Origin of the sequence: Actinoplanes sp. NPDC049548, assembly GCF_040676695.1 — a bacterium.
In the GTDB taxonomy this organism is placed as follows: domain Bacteria; phylum Actinomycetota; class Actinomycetes; order Mycobacteriales; family Micromonosporaceae; genus Actinoplanes.
Genome location: NZ_JBFAPM010000001.1, coordinates 203,594 through 221,907, shown reverse-complemented (window position 1 = coordinate 221,907; position 18,314 = coordinate 203,594). Strand labels below are relative to the sequence as shown.

Below are 18,314 nucleotides of genomic sequence, written 5' to 3'. Positions count from 1 at the left end.
GCCGCCCTTCGGCGTCAGCGGCTCCCCTGAGCGTCAGTCGCTCCTTCAAACAGCCACGCCTTCAGGCGGCAGCCGCCCCTCCGGGCGTGTCAGCCGGCGAAGGTCTGCAGCACGAAGTCCTCGGCGGCGACGCAGGCCAGACGCTTCTGGTCCCATGCGCAGGTCGCCGACCGTACGTCCGCCAGCGCGCCCAGCGGCACCGCGGCCTCACCCAGGTGCTGGCCGGACAGGGCCGGGTCGTCCCCAGACGTGGACAGCGGCTTGGAGAAGATCAGCACATTGCCCCCGTCCAGCCGGCCGGCCACACCGGCCTGGGCCCACATGACCGCGCCGTCGCCGTCCAGAAGCGTCGTCTGACCCGGTGAGGTGTTCTGCGCGACGAGTACGGACTCCCCGACCGGCACCAGATTCTCGGCCTCCGACACGGCGCGCGACCACACCACCCCGCCCTTGGCCACGTCGACCGCCACCACCTTGGCCGTCTTGGCGTCGTACCCGATCTTCTGCACGAAACAGATCCGGTCGTCGCCGCACGCGGTGAGGTGCTCGAGCTGGCTGTTGTCGGGAGCCGTGTAGGACACCGACGGCCCCCCGAGCTTGCCGAGGTCGTAGGTGACGATCCGCCGGGTGTCACCGGACTCGGCCACGACCAGCCGCCCGTTGTGCGCGACCACCTCGTCGTCCGGGTCGGCGACGCTCGCCCGCGGCCCGGCCACCACGTCCCCGCTGTCGGCGTCGATGACCCGGGCGGACCGGTCGGCACCGATCTGCACGAGCCGCTGGTCGTCGTCCATCGGCTGGGCGAACGGCACCCCGCCGACGGTGGCCGCCCCGGCGAAGTCGTCACCCGTGGTGGCCGTGACGACCTTGGTGGTGCTCACGCCGTACTCGGATTTCGGGCTCTTCTTCTCCCACGCGACCTTGCCCTGACCACGGACCTGGAGCCCGACCACCCGGTTCTCGGTGCGGTCGACCAGCACTGCGGTGTCCCCGGCGAAGAGCATGTCGTCATTGGCCGCGATCCGCCGCTCCCACATCTTGCGGCCGCTCCCGCGATCGAGCAGCACCATGCGCCGATCGTTCGAGTCACTGTCGGTATCGGTGACCGCAACGACGGCGTTCGGCAGCGTGAAGAAGAACGCCCAGCGTTTGGCGACTCCCCCGTCCATGCTGGTCCAGAGGACGTCACCGCTGTCGGCGTCCGCAGCGACGACGCCGAGCTGCTGGTTGTCGTCTGCGCTCGCGAAGTAGGCCCGATCGTCACGGAGTGCAGCGGCAGAGAAACCGGAAGTGACAGGCACGGCGGGCTTCACCCGCACAGGTTGGCTGAGCGGCCGATAGTCCAGCGCCGGATACCCCGGCCAGAGCAGCACGGCGGCGGTCGCGGCCACCCCCAGCACGACCACGGTCACGGCAGCGACGATCCAAAGACCTTTCCTCCGGTACGCCGGGAGCCGACGTTCCGCCGCCTGCTGCGCCGACGCGAGCCAGGGTTCGGCAGGAGCGGGCGACGCTGGAACACCCGACGCTGGAACACCCGAAGCTGGAACACCCGAAGCTGGAACGCCCGAGGTGGGCAGCCCGAACGGCGCCTGCCCGGCGGCGATCGCAGCGGCCTCCCCGGTGGCCCAGGGATCGACCGGCTCCGCGTATTGAGGTTCGGGCGTTGCGGGCCCGGGCTGTCCAGCGCCGCCAGAACCGGCGTTCGCGTTCGACGGAACAGCGTTCGTGTTCGGAAGCACATCGTTCGCGTCCGGTGGCCCGAACGCGGCGGTGAACGGTCCCGGCGCGGACGCCGCGGTGAACGATCCCGGCGGGGACGCCGCGGTCGGCGCGCCGGTGCTCTCCGTCGGCGGTCCGGCGGCCTCGGTGTGCAGGCCGACACCGGTCGCGGCCGGTGCAGCGTGCGCCACCGTGTCCACCATCGGCTCCACCGCGGCTGCCATCAGGGGTCCCGGCGGCGTGGCGTTCGGCTCGGCGGCCACCTCCCGCCCGGCCTCAGCCGCTTCCCCGAGGTCCGTCGCAAGTGCGGCGCTCCGGCTCTCCGGAACGCTGTCGCTCTCGGCGACGCTCACGACCGACACTGCTCCTGCCCCGGACGAGGCACCGCCAGGCAGCCCGGTCTCCCTCGTCCGGTGGGCAGCGGCCCCGCTCTGGCCCACCGATGCCGCCGCCAGGATGGCGCCCTCGGCCACCGGGAGCTCCGGCTGTTCCAGCACCGTCGGCGCCACCCCGAGCTCGCTGTGCAGGAGCCGCGCCACCAGCGGCACCCGTGACGAGCCGCCGACGAGGAACAGGCCCGCGAGGTCCGCCGGCGCCATCCCCGCCGCCTTCACCACCGCGCCGGCCTCGGCCACGCCGCGGCGTACCAGCGGGGCCGCCACCATCTCCAGTTCGTCGCGGGTGAGGTGCACCGCATGCTCGACGCCCGGCACGGCGACCGGCGCCTGCGTGGCCCGGGACAGCATCTCCTTGGCGCCGCGTACGTCGTCCCAGAACTGGCGGCGGGCCCGCCACTGGGCGAGGGTGACCGGTTCGCGCAGCGCCGACCAGGCGGCCGGCTCCGATGGTGCCAGCGCCATGCCGAGGTGTGCTACCAGCGCCGCGTCGATGTCGAGGCCGCCGAGGTCGTCCAGGCCACCGGAGGCCGCCACCTCGAACCGGGCGCGGCCGTCCGGCCCGGCACCCTCGTTGCGGACGACGGCGATGTCGAGCGTGCCGCCGCCGAAGTCGAAGACGGCGAGCGCGGCCCCGACGGGCACCGGCCGTCGCAGCACCTCGGTGAAGTAGCGGGCCGCCGCCACCGGCTCCGGGGCAAGCTGGGTCGAAGGCGGCCATCCTGCGAGTGCCAGTGCGTGACTGAGCACTTTCCGGCGTTCGGTGCCCCACGAGGCGGGATAGGTGACCACTGCCGGTGGCAGGGATCCGGTGGCCGTCACGGCCTCTCGCGCTACGGCTTCGAGGAGCGCCGCGAGCAGGTCGGGGACCGGTACGTCCGCTCCACCCAGCAGCACCGTCGCCGCGTCGACGTGCCGTTTGGGGTTGGGTTCGAGGCGGGCGGGGTCCGCGTAGCCGAGTCGGATCGCGTCGTGACCGACGTGCAGGCGGCCGGCGGGGTCGAGGTAGACCGCGGAGGGGAGCAGCGGCCGGCCGTCGAACAGCAGCGGCCGCACCCGCCCGTCGGGCCATCGCAGCATGGCGACGGTGTGGGACGTGCCCAGGTCAACACCGAGCATGCGCTGCCCCTCCGCCAACGGACCACTCGGCCCGTCAGGTTACATGGCAGGTACGACCGGCAGGGGCTCCGACGGGTCACCCGACCGGTCACCGACCACGGACGATCAGCGCAACCCGACGGGGCCCGCGAAGGCCACGGCCCGCCACCCGGCGGCCGCACCACGAGCATGGAACACCCGCGGCCGGGTCACCCGTACAGGCGGCGCCGGGCTACCTCGGCGAGGGTGACCGCGGCGGCGACGCTGGCGTTGAGCGACTCCACCGTGGACGCCATCGGGATGCTCACCCGCAGGTCGCACGTCTCGCCGACCAGGCGGGACAGTCCGCGGCCCTCCGAGCCGACCACCACGAGCAGCGGGCCGACCGCCGCCTCCAGCTGGTAGAGGTCCGTCTCGCCGTCCGCGTCCAGGCCGATCGCCGTGAAGCCGGCCTGCTGGGCAGCCTTGATGGCGCGGGTCAGGTTGACGACCTGGGCGACCGGGACCCGGGCTGCCGCGCCCGCGCTGGTGCGCCAGGCCGTTGCGGTGATGCCGGCCGCGCGGCGCTCCGGTACGAAGACGCCGTGGGCGCCGAAGGCGGCTACCGATCGGATGACCGCGCCCAGGTTGCGGGGGTCGGTCACTCCGTCGAGGGCTACCAGCAGCGGGGCGGTCTGCTCCATCGAGGCGGCGACGAGGTCGTCGAAGTTCTCGTACGCGAACGGCGGCACCTGCAGGCCCACGCCCTGGTGCAGCACGCCGCCGGTCATCCGGTCGAGCTCGTTGCGGCTGATCTCCAGGATCGGGATGCCGCGGTCACCGGCGGTACGCGCGATCTCCGTGACCCGGTCGTCGATGTCGATGCCCTGGGCGACGTACAGGGCGGTGGCCGGAACCCGGGCGCGCAGTGCCTCGACCACCGGGTTGCGGCCGAGCAGCAGCTCCGGCCCTTCCTTGGTGGGGTTGGAGCGCCGGCCGGGTGCGATGCGGGGGCCGCGGCTCTGCATGCGGGAGCCGCGCTGCTGGGCCGGACGGCCGGTGGCGCGGCCGCCGCCCCGGCCCCAGGTGGTGTCCTTGGTGCCGGGAACGCCGACCTTGGGAGCGCGTCCCTCGGCGGCCGCTGCGCGCCGCTCCTTCTCCTGCTTGCGGGCGGTCTTCTCGGGCAGCTTCTCGGTGCCGGAGTAGCCCTTGTGCCACGGCCGCTCGTCGGCGGGCAGAGTCTTGCCGCGCCCCTTGAGCCCGGCGCGGTTCTTGCCGCCGGAGCCCATCGAGGCGCCCTTCTTCGACGTGACGCGCTTGCTCGCGTTACGGGAGTTTCCTGGCATCAGTGCTGCTCTCCTACCGTCCATCGGGGCCCGGCCAGAGTGTCCTCCACCTGAATTCCCGCGTTCTTGAGCTGGTCGCGGACCGAGTCGGCCGCCGCCCAGTCCTTGCGTGCGCGCGCCTGGGCGCGCTGGTCGAGGGCGAGCTTGACCAGCGAGTCGACGACCGGCTTGAGGTCGCCGCCGGTGTGGCCGCCGCCCCAGGCCTCGTCGAGCGGGTCGAGCCCGAGCACGCCGAGCATGGCGCGCACCTCGGTGAGCGCTGCGCGTACCCCGGTTTCGTCGGAGGCCGCGAGCGCGGTGTTGCCCTCCCGGATCGTGTCGTGCACGACCGCGAGCGCCGCCGAGGTGTTGAGATCGTCGTTCATCGCCGCGGCGAATGCCGGCGGCACGTCCTTCGGACGGCCCGGCCCGACGATTTCCACAGCGCGCTGCACGAAGCCCTCGATGCGCTTGTACGCCGTGGCGGCCTCCCGCAGCGCGTCGTCGGAGTAGTCGATGCGCGACCGGTAGTGCGGCACGCCCAGGTAGTAGCGCAGCTCCACCGGACGGATGCCCATGGCTCGCACGGCTTCGACGTCGATGACGTTGCCCAGCGACTTGCTCATCTTGGCCTCGCCGAGGTTGAGCAGCGCGTGGTGCACCCAGTAGCGGGCGAACGGCAGGCCGGCCGCGCGTGACTGGGCGATCTCGTTCTCGTGGTGGGGGAAGGTCAGGTCGAGCCCGCCGCCGTGGATGTCGAACTCGTCGCCGAGGTAGCGGCGCGCCATCGCCGAGCACTCGATGTGCCAGCCCGGGCGTCCGCGGCCCCACGGTGAGGGCCAGGAGGCGTCGGCGGGCTCGTCGGCCTTGACGCCCTTCCAGACCGCGAAGTCCTCGGGGTGGCGTTTGCCCCGCTCCGGCGCCTCGCCGGCCGAGAGCATGTCCTCCGGCTTCTGCCCGGAGAGCGCGCCGTACTCGGGGTAGCTGGGCACGTCGAAGTAGACGTCGCCGTTGGCCTCGGACGACTCGTACGCGTGCCCGCCGGCGATCAGCGTCTCGATCAGCTCGTGCATCTCGGGGACGTGGCCGGTGGCGAGTGGCTCGTACGTCGGCGGCAGCACGTTGAGCGCGCGGTAGTCGGCGTCGAGAACGAGCTTGTTCGCGTACGCGATGGCCCAGAACGGCCGACCGGTCTCCAGTGACTTGACGAGGATCTTGTCGTCGACGTCGGTGACGTTGCGGACGAAGGTGACCTCGTAGCCGGAGTGGATCAGCCAGCGCCGCAGCACGTCATAGCTGACGGCGCTGCGCAGGTGGCCGATGTGGGGCACCGACTGCACGGTGAGACCACAGAGGTAGATACCGGCCTGACCGGGCGTCATCGGGACGAAGTCCCGGACGGATCGGGTCGCGGTGTCGTGCAGCCTCAGGGTCACCGTACAAGGGTACCGACCTCCGAAAGCAGATCACCGCCCCGTCCGAGTGCCCGGACGAGGCGGTGATCCACCAGGGCTGTCAGCGGCCGCCGACCGCCTTGTACGCGTCGACGATGCCGTGACCGTAGAAGCCGTTGAAGGCCTTCGGCCCGGAGCAGTACGCGTCGAACTCCGCGGCGTAGCCCTCGTTGGCGTAGCTGCGCAGGCGCGGCTCGGGGCACGCGGTCTTCTCGGCCGTGCGGTAGAGCTGGGCCTCGACCAGGTTCGGGTTCATGGTCAGGCCGCCCCGCCACCAGTCGCGGTGGCCGTACCGGCTGACGATCAGCGCGGCGACGCCCGCCGCGTGCGGCGACGCCATCGAGGTGCCGGCGAGGTAGGTGTAGTAGCCGCACTTGCCGCTCGGCGTGCAGTCCTTGAAGACGTTCGGGCTGGTCACGTTGCCGGCGGCGTCGACCTTCCCTTCCTCCTGCAGAACCTTCAACGGGTACGTGGACAGAATGTTGTTCGCCGCGTTGTTGTACTGCGGGGTGCCGAAGAAGTCACGCGTGAAGCCACCCGGGGCGGCGACACCGATCTGCTCCGTGCCGTAGTTGGAGTAGTGCGACTTCGACTTCGACGGGCCGATCGCCGAGACGCCGATGACGTGCGGGCCCTCGGCGGGCAGCGTGAAGCAGGTCTTGTTGTCGATCGGCCGCTCGTACGGGTCGGAACCGTAGTCGGGGCTGGTCGTGTCCTGCTGCGGGTCGTTCAAGTCGTCGTGCTGGTTGCCGAGAGCACCGACCAGCGTGACGCCGCGGCTGTGCGCGTAGGAGAGCGCCCGCTTGATGCCGGTGATGATCGCCTGCTGCTCGGCCTGGGCTTCCGGCGCGTCGGCCGGGTTGGCCTTGCAGTTGTAGAGCCACGGGTCGACGTAGAACGACATGTTCACCACGTCGAGGCCGGCGTCGCCCGCGTACGTGAGCGCGTTGACGACCGGATCGAGGAAGAAGTAGCCGGAGTCCTGGCCGCCCTTGAGCTCGACGAGGGTGACGTTCGGCGCGACGCCGGAGAGGCCGGAGCCGTTGGCCGCGGCGGCGATCGTGCCGGCCACGTGGGTGCCGTGCCCGCCGTCGTCCGTGCCGACCGGGTCGACGCAGCCCTCGACCTCGCAGGCGCCGTCGATGTCGACCAGGTCCGGCGCGAAGTTGCGGGACAGCCGGGTGCTGAAGGTGGCCGCGAGGTCCGGGTTGGACGCGTCGAGTCCGGTGTCGAGCACGCCGACGGTGACGCCGCGGTCGCCCTTCTCGATGGTGCGGGCCTTGTCGGCCTTGACCATCTTCAGGCCCCACAGCTTGTCGTCGAGCGGGTCGAGGGTCGTGGCGCCGTGCGGGCCTCTGCCGCGCAGCGCCTCGGTGACCGGCTTCTCGATCGCCGGCGAGACCTTGGGGGCGTGCCCGATCGCCTTGTTGGCCGAGGCGCCGATCAGGGCGTCGGACCGCGCGGCACGGGCCTTGAAGTCGGTGGCGGCCGAGGTGACCTTGAACGTTCCCACGGCGGTGTTGCTGGAAAGCACCGTGCCGCCGGCCGCGGTGATCGCGGCGATGGCGTCAGCAGCGGAGACGCCGTCGTCGGCGACGACGGTGTATTCGATGGCGGTGGCGGCACTCGCCGGCGCGGTGGGCAGGCCGACGAGGAGGGCGGCGAGGCTCGTCGCGGTGGCGACGGCCCCGGCCGTCAGACGTCTTCTCATGCCTGCATTCCATCGAAGTGAACGATCATTCACAAGAGTTGATCGTCTTCTTTGGCCGGTGATCGTTCAGGGCCTGGTCATCCGAAGGACGTCGAGCGCCGAGTCGAGCTGTTCCTCGGTCAGCGTGCCGTTGGCGACATGCCCACGTTCGATGACAACCGCCCGGATGGTCTTGTCTTCCTTGAGCGCCTGCTTCGCGATCGCGGCCGCCTCGTCGTACCCGAGGTAGCGGTTGAGCGGCGTGACGATCGACGGCGAGCCCTCGGCGTAGGCCCGCGTGACGGCCTCGTCGGCCTCCAGCCCCTCGACGCAGCGGTCGGCGAGCATCCGGGCGGCCGCGGCCAGCAGCTTGATCGACTCGAGCAGGTTGCGCGCCATCACCGGCAGCATGACGTTGAGCTCGAAGTCCCCCTGGGTGCCGGCGAACGCGACGGCGGCGTCGTTGCCGATGACCTGGGCGACCACCTGCCGCACCGACTCGGGCACGACCGGGTTCACCTTGCCGGGCATGATCGACGAGCCGGGCTGCAGGTCGGGCAGGCGCAGCTCGCGCAGGCCTGCCCGCGGGCCCGAGCCCATCCACCGGATGTCGTTGACGATCTTGTAGAGGCTGACCGCCACGACCCGCAGCTGCCCGGAGGCCTCGACCAGGCCGTCGCGCGCACCCTGCGCCTCGAAGTGGTTGCGGGCCTCGGTCAGCGGCAGTCCGGTGGTCTCACGCAGCTGCTCGATCACCGCCGCGGCGAACCCGGGCGGCGTGTTCACCCCGGTGCCGACGGCGGTGCCGCCCAGCGGCAGCTCGGCCAGGCGAGGCAGGCCGGCCCGTACCCGTTCGATGCCGTTGCGCACCTGCGCCGCGTACCCGGAGAATTCCTGACCCAGGGTGACCGGCGTCGCGTCCATGAGATGCGTGCGGCCGGATTTGACGACCTCGGCCCAGGCCGAGGCCTTGGCCTCGAGCGCCGCCGCGAGGTGTTCCAGGGCCGGGACGAGATCATGCGTGACCGCCTCGGTGGCGGCCAGGTGGATCGAGGACGGGAAGACGTCGTTGCTCGACTGCGAGGCGTTGACGTGGTCGTTCGGATGCACCGGCCGGCCCAGCTCCCGCGAGGCGAGCGTGGCGATCACCTCGTTGGTGTTCATGTTCGACGACGTGCCGGACCCGGTCTGGAAGACGTCGATGGGGAACTGGTCGTCGTAGCCGCCGTCCGCCACGTGCGCCGCGGCGGTCGCGATGGCCTTGGCGAGATCGTCGTCGAGCACCCCCAGAGCGGCGTTGACCTGGGCGGCCGCCCCCTTGATCCGGGCCAGCGCCCGGATGTGTGAGGGCTCGAGCCCTCGCCCGGAGATCGGGAAGTTCTCCACCGCGCGCTGCGTCTGCGCCCGCCACAGGGCATCGGCCGGCACCCGGACCTCGCCCATGGTGTCGCGCTCGACCCGGAATCCGCTCTCGTCAGTCGTCGTCACGCTTCCATCCTGCCCCCGCCGCCGACGGTACGCAGTTGATCCGCGCCACTGTTCAGAGGCCGAGCTCCGCCAGCCGCCGGGCCACCTCGTCCTTCTCGGGTACGCCCATCCGCGTGAAGATCTCGAGCGCCTGCGTCCAGTAGCGGCGGGCTGTACGCGAGTCGTCGGCGACCAGGCAGGCAGCGAGCCCGTTCAACGCTCTGCCCTCCTCGAGCGAGTACCTCGAACGACGGGCCGCATCCAGCGCCTGCCGATGCAGCTCGACGGCGCCGGCGACGTCGTCGATCGCCCGCAGCGCCCGGGCGAGATCATTGGAGTACTGCGCGACCCGGGGCATCCGGCCGTGCTCGCGGCCCATGCGCAGAGCAGCCAGATGACGCTCCACGGCCAGCGTGGGCCGTCCCTGGGCCAGCGCAACCGCGCCGAGCAGGTTGATCGACTCGCTTTCGTCCGTACGGATGCCGTGCCGCCGGGCGACCACCAGCGCGGCCTCTGCCAGCCGCTCGGCCTGCACGAGATGCCCGAGACGCAGCCGGGTCTGACCAACAGACAGCAACGCAAGGGCGAGGCGATAGCCGGCCTTCGTCTCGACGATTCGCTGCAGAGCGATCCGGCCGTGCCACAGTGCTTCGGTGTGACGTCCGACCATCATCAACGTGTTGCCCAGACCCACCCGCGCCAGGACGGACGGGGAATGGCCTTCGATGCCGGCCAGCAGCCGGTAGGCGCGATCGGCTTCCGCCAGCGCCTCGTCCACCCGGCCGAGGTCGGCGAGCACGCTGCACCGGTTCATTCGGGCCAGGCCTTCACCGGCCATGTTCCCGGTGTGGACGTGGTACTCGAGCGTCACGTCGACCCGCGCCAGGGCCTCCTCCACGCGCCCGGACCGCCAATAGCCCGAGGCCAGATAGTTGTCCATGACCGCGATGCCGTGCCGGTCGTCCGCTGCCTCGGCGACCGCGAGTCCCGCCGTACACGTCTCGATAACGTCGGCCAGGTAGCCGTGATGGAACAGGAAGCGCCAGTTGGCTCGTGCGATCCGCCAGGCGTGACCGGGCAGGCCGATGCCCTCGGCGAGCCGGATCAGCGGCACCAGGCCGCCGCGGTGCTCCTCCTGCCACCCGGCGTCCGCCAGCGCATGCGCAACGAGCTCCGGACGATCCGGCGCCTCCGTCGGCAGGTCCCATTCGGCCTGACCGCCCTCCCGCTCGCGGGCCAGCCGGGCACCGACGTGCAGGTGAAAGTTCACCAGACCGGCCAGGGCAGCGCGGCGCTCCGCCGCAGGCAGCGTCTCGGCGAGGGTGGCGGCGTACTGACTGACCAGGTCGTGCAGGCGGTACCGCTCATGCTCGGGTTCCTCCACGAGATGGACGTCGACAAGGGCGTCGAGAACACCCTGTGCGTCGTCGAGCGGCAAGTCCGCCAACGCCGCGACGGCCACGGCCCGGAACCGTCCCGGCGGGTGCAGGCCGAGCAGGCGGAAGACCCGTTGCTGCCGGGAGGGCAGCTGGCTGTACGACAGCCCGATGGCACCGGCGACGGAGCGGTCCTCGGCGGCGAGCTCTGGCAGTGCCGACTCGCCCAGCCGCTCGACGAGGTCGGCGACGCGCCAATGCGGGCGGTGCGCCAGCCTTCCGCCGGCCAGCCGGATCCCCAGGGGCAACAGGCCGCACCGGCGCACCACCTCGCGGGAGGCCTCCGCCTCCGCCTCGACCCGCGCCCCTACGATCCTGGCCAGCAGGGCCACGGCCTCGGCTTCGTCCAGGACCGTCAGAGACTCCGGATGCACGCCGTCCAGGCCGGTCAGCCGACGCCGGCTGGTGACCACACAGAGGTTGCCCGGTGCAGCCGGCAGCATCGGGGCGATCTGGCTGCTCGAGGCGGCATTGTCCAGCACGACCAAGGCTTGCCGTCGGGCCAGCTCCGTGCGCCACAGCACGGCCCGGCCCTCCAGGTCCGACGGGATCCGTTCCGGCGCCACGCCCAACTGCCGCAACAACGCCAGCAGTGCCGCCTCGGGCTCGAGCGGCTGCCGCTCGCTGTGCCCCTGGAGATCGAGGAAGAGCTGGGCATCGGGGTACGAGTCAGCGAGCAGGCCGGCCACCCGCAGCGCCAATGTGGTCTTACCGCTGCCCGCCATCCCGTCGATCGCCAGGACAGTCGCGTCCGCCGAGGCGCGCAGCAACTTGTCCACCGTCGCCTCACGCCCGGTGAAGTCTCCGACCGTCCGCGGCAGGCTGTGCACGGGCAACGCAGTGGCTCGCGCACCGGGTGCTTGCGGAACGTCTCCACTCAGGATCCGGCGGTGCAGGTCCTGCAGCGCCGCGCCCGGCTCGATGCCCAGCTCGTCGTGCAGGAGGTCGCGGGCGCGGCGATACTCGGCCAGGGCATCGGCCTGCCGCCCGGTGCGGTACAGGGCCAGCATGAGCTGCACCCTCAGCCTCTCCCGCAGCGGGTATCGCTCCACCAGCCCGGTCAGCTCGGCGACGAGGTCCCGCTCCCGCCCGGCCGCGAGCTCGAGGTCGATGCAGTCCTCGATCGCGGCAGCGCGCTCCTCGTCCAGGACGGCGGCGCGGCGGCGGACGGCCTCGGAACCGACCCCGGAGAGTGCCGCCCCGTGCCAGAGGTTCAGCGCCTCGCGGAAAAGCTCGACCGCGTCGCCCGGCGCGGTATCGGCGACCGCTCGGGCCCGCCGGGTCAGGTCGGCGAACACGGCGACGTCGACGTCGTCGCCGGCAGTCGAGATGCGGTAACCCGCCGGATCGGTGACGAGCTTCCCGGCAGGCAGCAGCCGACGCAGGCGGGAGACGCAGGTCTGAATCTGGCCTCGGGCGGTCGCCGGCGGACCGTCTCCCCAGACCGCCTGAATCAGCTGTCCGGAAGTGACGACCCGGCCCGCATGCAAGATCAGCATGGCGAGCACGATGCGATCCCGCTCTGCGGTGACCGGGACCTCCCGGCCCGCCGCGGTCACCTCGAGCGGCCCCAGAATGCGGATCCGCAGCGATCTACCGGACTCAGTCGTCTCGGCCATCGACCGCCGCCAACTGTCGGGCCACCTCGTCCTTCTCGGGTACGCCCATCCGCGTGAAGATATCGAGCGCCTGCGTCCAGTAGCGGCGGGCGGTTGCCGGGTCGTCGGCGGCCAGGCAGGTGGCGAGACCGCTCAACGCCTTGCCCTCTTCGTGCAGGTACTTCGAGCGGCGGGCGATGTCCAGCGCCTGACGGTGCAGCTCGATCGCACCGGTGACGTCGCCGACCACCCGGAGCGCCCGGGCGAGATCGTTGGAGTACTGCGCCACCCGGGGGAGGCGGCCGTGCTCCCGACCCACCTGCAGAGCGGCGAGGTGATGCTCGACGGCCACCGCGGGCCGGTCCTGGGCCAGCGCCACTGCGCCGAGGAGGTTGAACGACTCGCTCTCGTCGGTGCGGATCCCGAGCCGGCGCGCGGCGGCCAGCGCCGTCCGTGCCAGCCGCTCGGCCTGGGGGAGGTGACCGAGGTTCAGCCGGGCCTGCCCCACCGCCAGCAGGGCGCCGGAAAGCTTGTGGCCTCTCGTCTCGACGATCCGCTGCAGGGCGATCCGGCTGTGCCGCAGCGCCTCGGCGTACCGGCCGAGCGCGAGCAGGTTGAGGGCGATGTCGATGCGCATCCCCACCGGCGCGCTCAGATGGCCGATACCGGACATCAGTCGATGAGCCCGCTTGATGTCGACGGACGCTTCGGCGAGCCGGCCGAGATAGTGCAGCACCCCGGAGCGGTTTCCGAGGGCCCGGCCCTCGCCGGCCACACTGCCGGTCCGGACCTGGTGGTCGAGCATCGCGTTCACCGAGGTCAAGGCCTCCTCCACGCGCCCGGACTGGAGGTAGCCCGACGCGAGATAGTTGTGCATGACGGCCACGCCTCGGCGGTCACCCGATGCCTCGGCGATCTCGAGTCCGACCGCGCACGTGCTGATCACGTCGGCGAAGTAGCCGTGCAGGTAGAGGAACCGCCAGTTGACGCGCGCCAGCTGCCAGGCACGCCGAGGCTGTTCGATGGCGGCGGCCAGCCGGATCAGCGGCATCAGGCTCCCCCGGTTCTCCTCCTGCCAACCGGAGTCCGCCGCCGCGTGGGCGACGAGCTCGGGACGGGCCGGCGACTCCGTCGGGAAGTCCTCGTGCGCCAGGCCGCCTTCCCACTGATGAGCCAGTCGCGTACCCACGTACAGATGAAGATCCACCAGCCCGGCCAGGGCCGCATGACGTTCGGAGACCGGCAGCGCCTCGGCGAGGGTGGCGGCGTACTGGCGCACCAGATCGTGCAGGCGGTACCGCTCCGGCTCAGGTTCCTCGAGCAGGTGCACGTCGACCAGGTCGTCCAACAGATCCCGAGCATCCTCGAGCGCCAGACCCGTCAACGCAGCCACCGCCGGCGCACCGAAACGCCCCGCCGGATGCAACCCGAGCAACCGAAACACACTCTGCGCCCGAACCGACAACTGACCGTACGACAGAGCAAACGCACTGGCCACCGTACGATCCTCCGCAGCCAGCTCAGGCAACGCCGACTCCCCCAGCCGCCGCACCAGATCAGCCACCCCCCAACGCGGCCGATGCGCAAGCCGCGCCCCCGCCAACCGGATCGCCAACGGCAACCGCCCACAACGGCGCACCACCTCGCGGGCGGCCTCGGGCTCCGCCACGACCTTCGCGCCCGCGATCTTCTCCAGCAGGGCCAGCGCCTCGGCCTCGTTGAGCACCGGCAAGGACTCGGAGTGCACCCCGTCCAGACCGGTCAGCCTGCGCCGGCTCGTGACAAGGCACAGGTTGCCCGTCGATGCGGGCAGCAACGCGGCGACCTGACTGCTCGACGCGGCATTGTCGAGGATGACCAGTGCTCGCCGGCGGGCCAGTTCGGTACGCCACAACCCGGTCCGGCCCTCCAGATCCGCCGGTATTCGTTCCGGTTCCACCCCGAGCTGCCGCAGCAAGGTGAGCAGCGCGACGCCCGGATCGAGCGGCTGTTGCTCACTGTGTCCCTGCATGTCGAGGAAGAGCTGAGCGTCCGGGTAGGCATCGGCGAGCAGGCCCGCCACCCGCAGCGCCAATGTGGTCTTACCGCTGCCCGCCATGCCGTCGATGGCCAGCACCGTTGCATCGGCCGCGGCCAGCAGCAGCTTGCCGACCGTTCCCTCACGGCCGGTGAAGTCGCCGACGGTTCGAGGAAGGGTACGCACCGTCGACGTGCCCGTCCGCGCGGAGGGCGCCGGCGCGACGTCGCCGGTCAGGATCCGGCGGTGCAGGTCCTGCATGGGGGCGCCGGGTTCGATGCCCAGCTCCTCGTCGAGCAGGTCCCTGGCCCGGCGGTACTCGGCCAGCGCGTCGGACTGTCGCCCGGTGCGGTACAAGGCCAGCATGAGCTGCGCCCGCAGCCTCTCCCGTAGCGGATAGCGCTCGACCAAGCCGGTGAGCTCGGCGACGAGATCCCGGCCCCGGCCGGCGGCCAGCTCCAGGTCGATCCAGTCCTCCATCGCGACGGCGTATTCCTCGTCGAGGACGGCAGCGCGGCGGCGGACGACCGCGGACTCCACGCCGGACAGGGCGGGCCCGCGCCACAGGTCGAGGGCCTCGCGCAAACGCTTGCCGGCAGCCTCCGGTGCGGTACCGGCCAGCGCCCGGGCCTCACCGACGAGGCGGGCGAAGACAGCCGCGTCGAGATCCTGGTCGGACACCGACATCCGGTAACCGGCGGGATCGGTGATCAATGTCGACGTGGCGGACGGCAGCAGCCGCCGCAGCCGCGAGACGCAGGTCTGCACCTGGCCCCGGGCGGTCACCGGCGCATCGTCTCCCCAGACCGCGTCGACCAGGTCCGCCGGGGTGACGGTCCGCCCCGCGTGCAGAAGCAGCATCGCCAGTACCACGCGGTCCCGGCCCGCGGTGATCGTGATCTCGCCGGCCGGCCCGGTCACCGCGAGCGGTCCGAGAATGCCGTACGGCACCGGGCCCTCACGTCGTCCGGCCGGCGGCCGACGCTCGACGACATCGGGGGCGAGCAGCTCGACAGGCTGGTCCATCAGCGGTCGAGTCCCCTCAGCATCCGCTCGACCTCGAAGCGGTCCGGCACGCCCATCGCGGTGAACATCTCGAGTGCCTGTCGCCAGTGCCGCCGGGCGGCATCCGGGTCCGTGTCCGCCAGGCAGACGGCCAGGCCGCTCAAGGCCCGTCCCTCCTGCAGCCGGTGGCTCGCCCGGCGGGCGGCCTGCAGCGCCTGCCGGTGCATCTCGATCGCTCCGGGTACGTCGTCCACCGCGCGCAGGGCGCGAGCGAGATCGTTGGAATACCGTGCCACATGCGACATCCGTCCCTGGTCACGGCCCAGCTCCAGGGCGGCCAGATGCAGCTCCACCGCCTCGGCGGGCCGGCCCTTCTCGAACGTCACCCCGCCGAGCACGTTGAGCGCCTCGCTCTCGTCCGTCGCGATTCCCTGCCGCCTGGCAGCGAGCACCGCCGCCTGCGCGAGCCGCTCGGCGTGATCGAGGTCGCCCAGCCCGCGGCGAGCCTCGCTGACCACCAGCAGGGCACTGGGCAGGAAGTAGTCGGCCTTGGCCTCGGCCACACCCTGCAGAGCGATGCGACCGTGCCACAGACCCTCGCGATAGCGGCCCATGAACACCTTGCCGTTGGCCATGTCCATGCGGCGCGAGACGGTCGCGATGCGACGGCCGAGTCGTTCCATACCCCGGTGCGACAGACGGCTCTGCTCCAGGCCTTCGGACATTCTCCCCATGTGCATGAGTACGGCGCCGAGGTTGCCCCGCGCGCGGGCCTCCCCCGCGCGGCTCCCGACCCGGATCTGGTAGTCGAGCATGGCCCTGACCCGCGGAAGCGCCTCCTCCACACGCCCCAGCCGGTAGTACCCCGACGCGAGGTAGTTGTTCATGACGGCTACACCGTGCTCGTCCCCCGCGCCCAGCGCTGCCTCGTATCCGGCTTGGCACGTCGCGAGCACATCGGCGAAGTAACCGCGTTGGAAGAGGAACCGCCAGTTGACCCGCGCGAGGCGCCAGGCCCGGCCCGGTTGCCCGATGGCGGCGGCGGTCCGGACGAGCGGTACCAGAACGGTGCGGTGGTGTTCGAGCCAGTCGGCATCGCCGGCCGCGACCTCCACCAGCTCCGGTCGCGCCGGTGGCTCGTCCGGGAAGTCCTCCACCGCGATGTCGCTCTCCCGGTCCCGAGCCAGCCGCGTGCCGACGTGGAGGTGGAAGTCCACCAGGGCCGCCAAGGCGGACCGACGCTCCTCCGGAGGTAGCGCCTCGGCAAGAATGGCCGCGTACTGGCGCACCAGATCGTGCAGGCGGTACCGCTCCGGCTCGGGATCCTCGAGCAGGTGCACGTCGACCAGGTCGTCCAACAGATCCCGAGCATCCTCGAGCGCCAGACCCGTCAACGCAGCCACCGCCGGCGCACCGAAACGCCCCGCCGGATGCAACCCGAGCAACCGAAACACACTCTGCGCCCGAACCGACAACTGACCGTACGACAGAGCAAACGCACTGGCCACCGTACGATCCTCCGCAGCCAGCTCAGGCAACGCCGACTCCCCCAGCCGCCGCACCAGATCAGCCACCCCCCAACGCGGCCGATGCGCAAGCCGCGCCCCCGCCAACCGGATCGCCAACGGCAACCGCCCACAACGGCGCACCACCTCCACCGCCGCCTCCGGCTCGGCGTCCACCCGCGGCCCCGCGATCCTGCGGAGCAGGGCGACACCCTCCGCCTCGTCCAGCATCGGCAGCGACTCCGGATGGATCCCGTCCAGCCCCATCAGCCGGCGACGGCTCGTCACGATGCCCAGGCTCGCCGCCGACGCGGGTAGAAGGCGGGCGACCTGGGCGCTGGAAGCCGCATTGTCGAGGATCACGAGGACCCGGCGGCCGGAAAGCTCGGTGCGCCACAGCCCGGCCCGCCCGTCCAGGTCGGTGGGGATCCGCTCCGGCTGCACCCCCAGCTGCCGCAGCAGCGCCAGCAACGCAGCATTGGTGTCCAGCGGTTCGTGCTCGCTGTGCCCGTGCAGGTCGATGAACAACTGGGCATCCGGGTACGCCGCACCGAGGATCTCCGCCACCCGCAGCGCAAGCGTCGTCTTGCCGCTACCTGCCATACCGTCGATCGCCAGGACCGTCGCGTCTTCAGCCGCCCGGACCAGCTTGCCGATCATCTCGTCGCGGCCGATGAAGTCGCCGACCGTACGGGGCAGGTTACGGACGGGCCGGACGACGCCCCGGGCGGCGGGCGCCTGCGAGATCTCTCCGCTCAGGATCTGGCGGTGCAGGTCCTGCAGTGCCGCGCCGGGCTCGATGCCCAGCTCCTCGTCGAGCCGATCACGGGCCCGGCGATACTCGGCCAGAGCATCGGACTGCCGCCCGGTGCGGTACAGGGCGAGCATCAGCTGCACCCGTAGCCGCTCCCGCAACGGATAGCGTTCCACCAGCCCGGTCAGCTCCGACACGAGGTCACGTTCCCGGCCCGCGTCCAGCTCGAGATCGATGCAGTCCTCGACCGTCGCCGCGTACTCCTCGTCGAGGACCGCGGCGCGGCGACGGACGGCCGGGGAGCTCAGGCCCGACAGGGCGGGTCCGCGCCACAAACTGAGCGCCTCGCGGAACAGCTTGCTCGCCTCCACCGGCGCGGTGTCCGACAGCGCCCGGGCCTCTCCGGCGAGCCGGGCGAATACGGCGGCGTCCACGTCGTCGTCGGCGATGGAGACCCCGTACCCGGCGGGATCGGTGAACAGCGTCCCGGGCTCGAGCAGCCGCCGCAGGCGCGACACACACGTCTGCACCTGTGCTCGGGCGGTAGCCGGCGGGTCTTCCTCCCACACCGCGTCGACCAGCTCCGCGGGAGTGACTATCCGGCCGGCATGCAGGAGCAACATGGCGAGCACGACGCGGTCCCGCCCCGCGGTGAGGGGGATCTCGTTCCCGTCCTGGACCACCGCAAGCGGGCCGAGGATGCCGAAACGCACTGCACCTCCCCTGACCTGCCTAGGGTTCGATCGGTCACCGACGATAGCCCGATAGCGGCACGACAGCCGGACGAGAGCGGGTACGTCCATGCTGTGGTACTGGCCGTTCCGTCTCTTCACCCCCCGACGAGGCGGAGCGGCCGCAACGGGGGCGTG

At 71.6% G+C, this 18,314-nt stretch carries 8 protein-coding genes; all 8 read right to left on the bottom strand.

The features are described from left to right. Positions 1-89 precede the first annotated feature (89 nt). On the bottom strand, positions 90-3,236 hold the full coding sequence (locus AB0J80_RS01005) for an Hsp70 family protein (protein WP_364698922.1): 3,147 nt from the start codon (positions 3,234-3,236) through the stop codon (positions 90-92). Between the two features lie 188 nt (positions 3,237-3,424). Further along, a complete protein-coding gene (gene rlmB / locus AB0J80_RS01000) occupies positions 3,425-4,540 on the bottom strand; it encodes a 23S rRNA (guanosine(2251)-2'-O)-methyltransferase RlmB (RefSeq protein ID WP_364698920.1) in 1,116 nt (371 codons plus the stop codon). Then, positions 4,540-5,955 (bottom strand): cysteine--tRNA ligase, encoded by a 1,416-nt coding sequence (cysS, locus tag AB0J80_RS00995; RefSeq protein WP_364698918.1) that lies wholly within the window; start codon positions 5,953-5,955, stop codon positions 4,540-4,542. Before cysS ends, rlmB begins: the two co-directional genes overlap by 1 nt. A gap of 79 nt (positions 5,956-6,034) precedes the next feature. Beyond that, positions 6,035-7,684: a S8 family serine peptidase gene (locus AB0J80_RS00990; protein WP_364698916.1), complete on the bottom strand. Its 1,650-nt coding sequence runs from the start codon at positions 7,682-7,684 to the stop codon at positions 6,035-6,037. Positions 7,685-7,750: 66 nt separating this feature from the next. Continuing rightward, on the bottom strand, positions 7,751-9,151 hold the full coding sequence (locus tag AB0J80_RS00985; RefSeq protein ID WP_364698914.1) for a class II fumarate hydratase: 1,401 nt from the start codon (positions 9,149-9,151) through the stop codon (positions 7,751-7,753). Positions 9,152-9,203: 52 nt separating this feature from the next. Beyond that, positions 9,204-12,185, bottom strand: coding sequence for a BTAD domain-containing putative transcriptional regulator (locus tag AB0J80_RS00980; protein WP_364698912.1), 2,982 nt, complete (start codon positions 12,183-12,185; stop codon positions 9,204-9,206). Then, positions 12,169-15,207: a BTAD domain-containing putative transcriptional regulator gene (locus tag AB0J80_RS00975; protein ID WP_364698910.1), complete on the bottom strand. Its 3,039-nt coding sequence runs from the start codon at positions 15,205-15,207 to the stop codon at positions 12,169-12,171. Before AB0J80_RS00975 ends, AB0J80_RS00980 begins: the two co-directional genes overlap by 17 nt. Beyond that, the gene (locus tag AB0J80_RS00970; RefSeq protein WP_364698908.1) at positions 15,207-18,158 is read right to left on the bottom strand and encodes a BTAD domain-containing putative transcriptional regulator; all 2,952 of its coding nucleotides are present in this window, start codon (positions 18,156-18,158) and stop codon (positions 15,207-15,209) included. The genes AB0J80_RS00975 and AB0J80_RS00970 overlap by 1 nt, the downstream gene beginning before the upstream one ends. Positions 18,159-18,314: the final 156 nt, after the last annotated feature.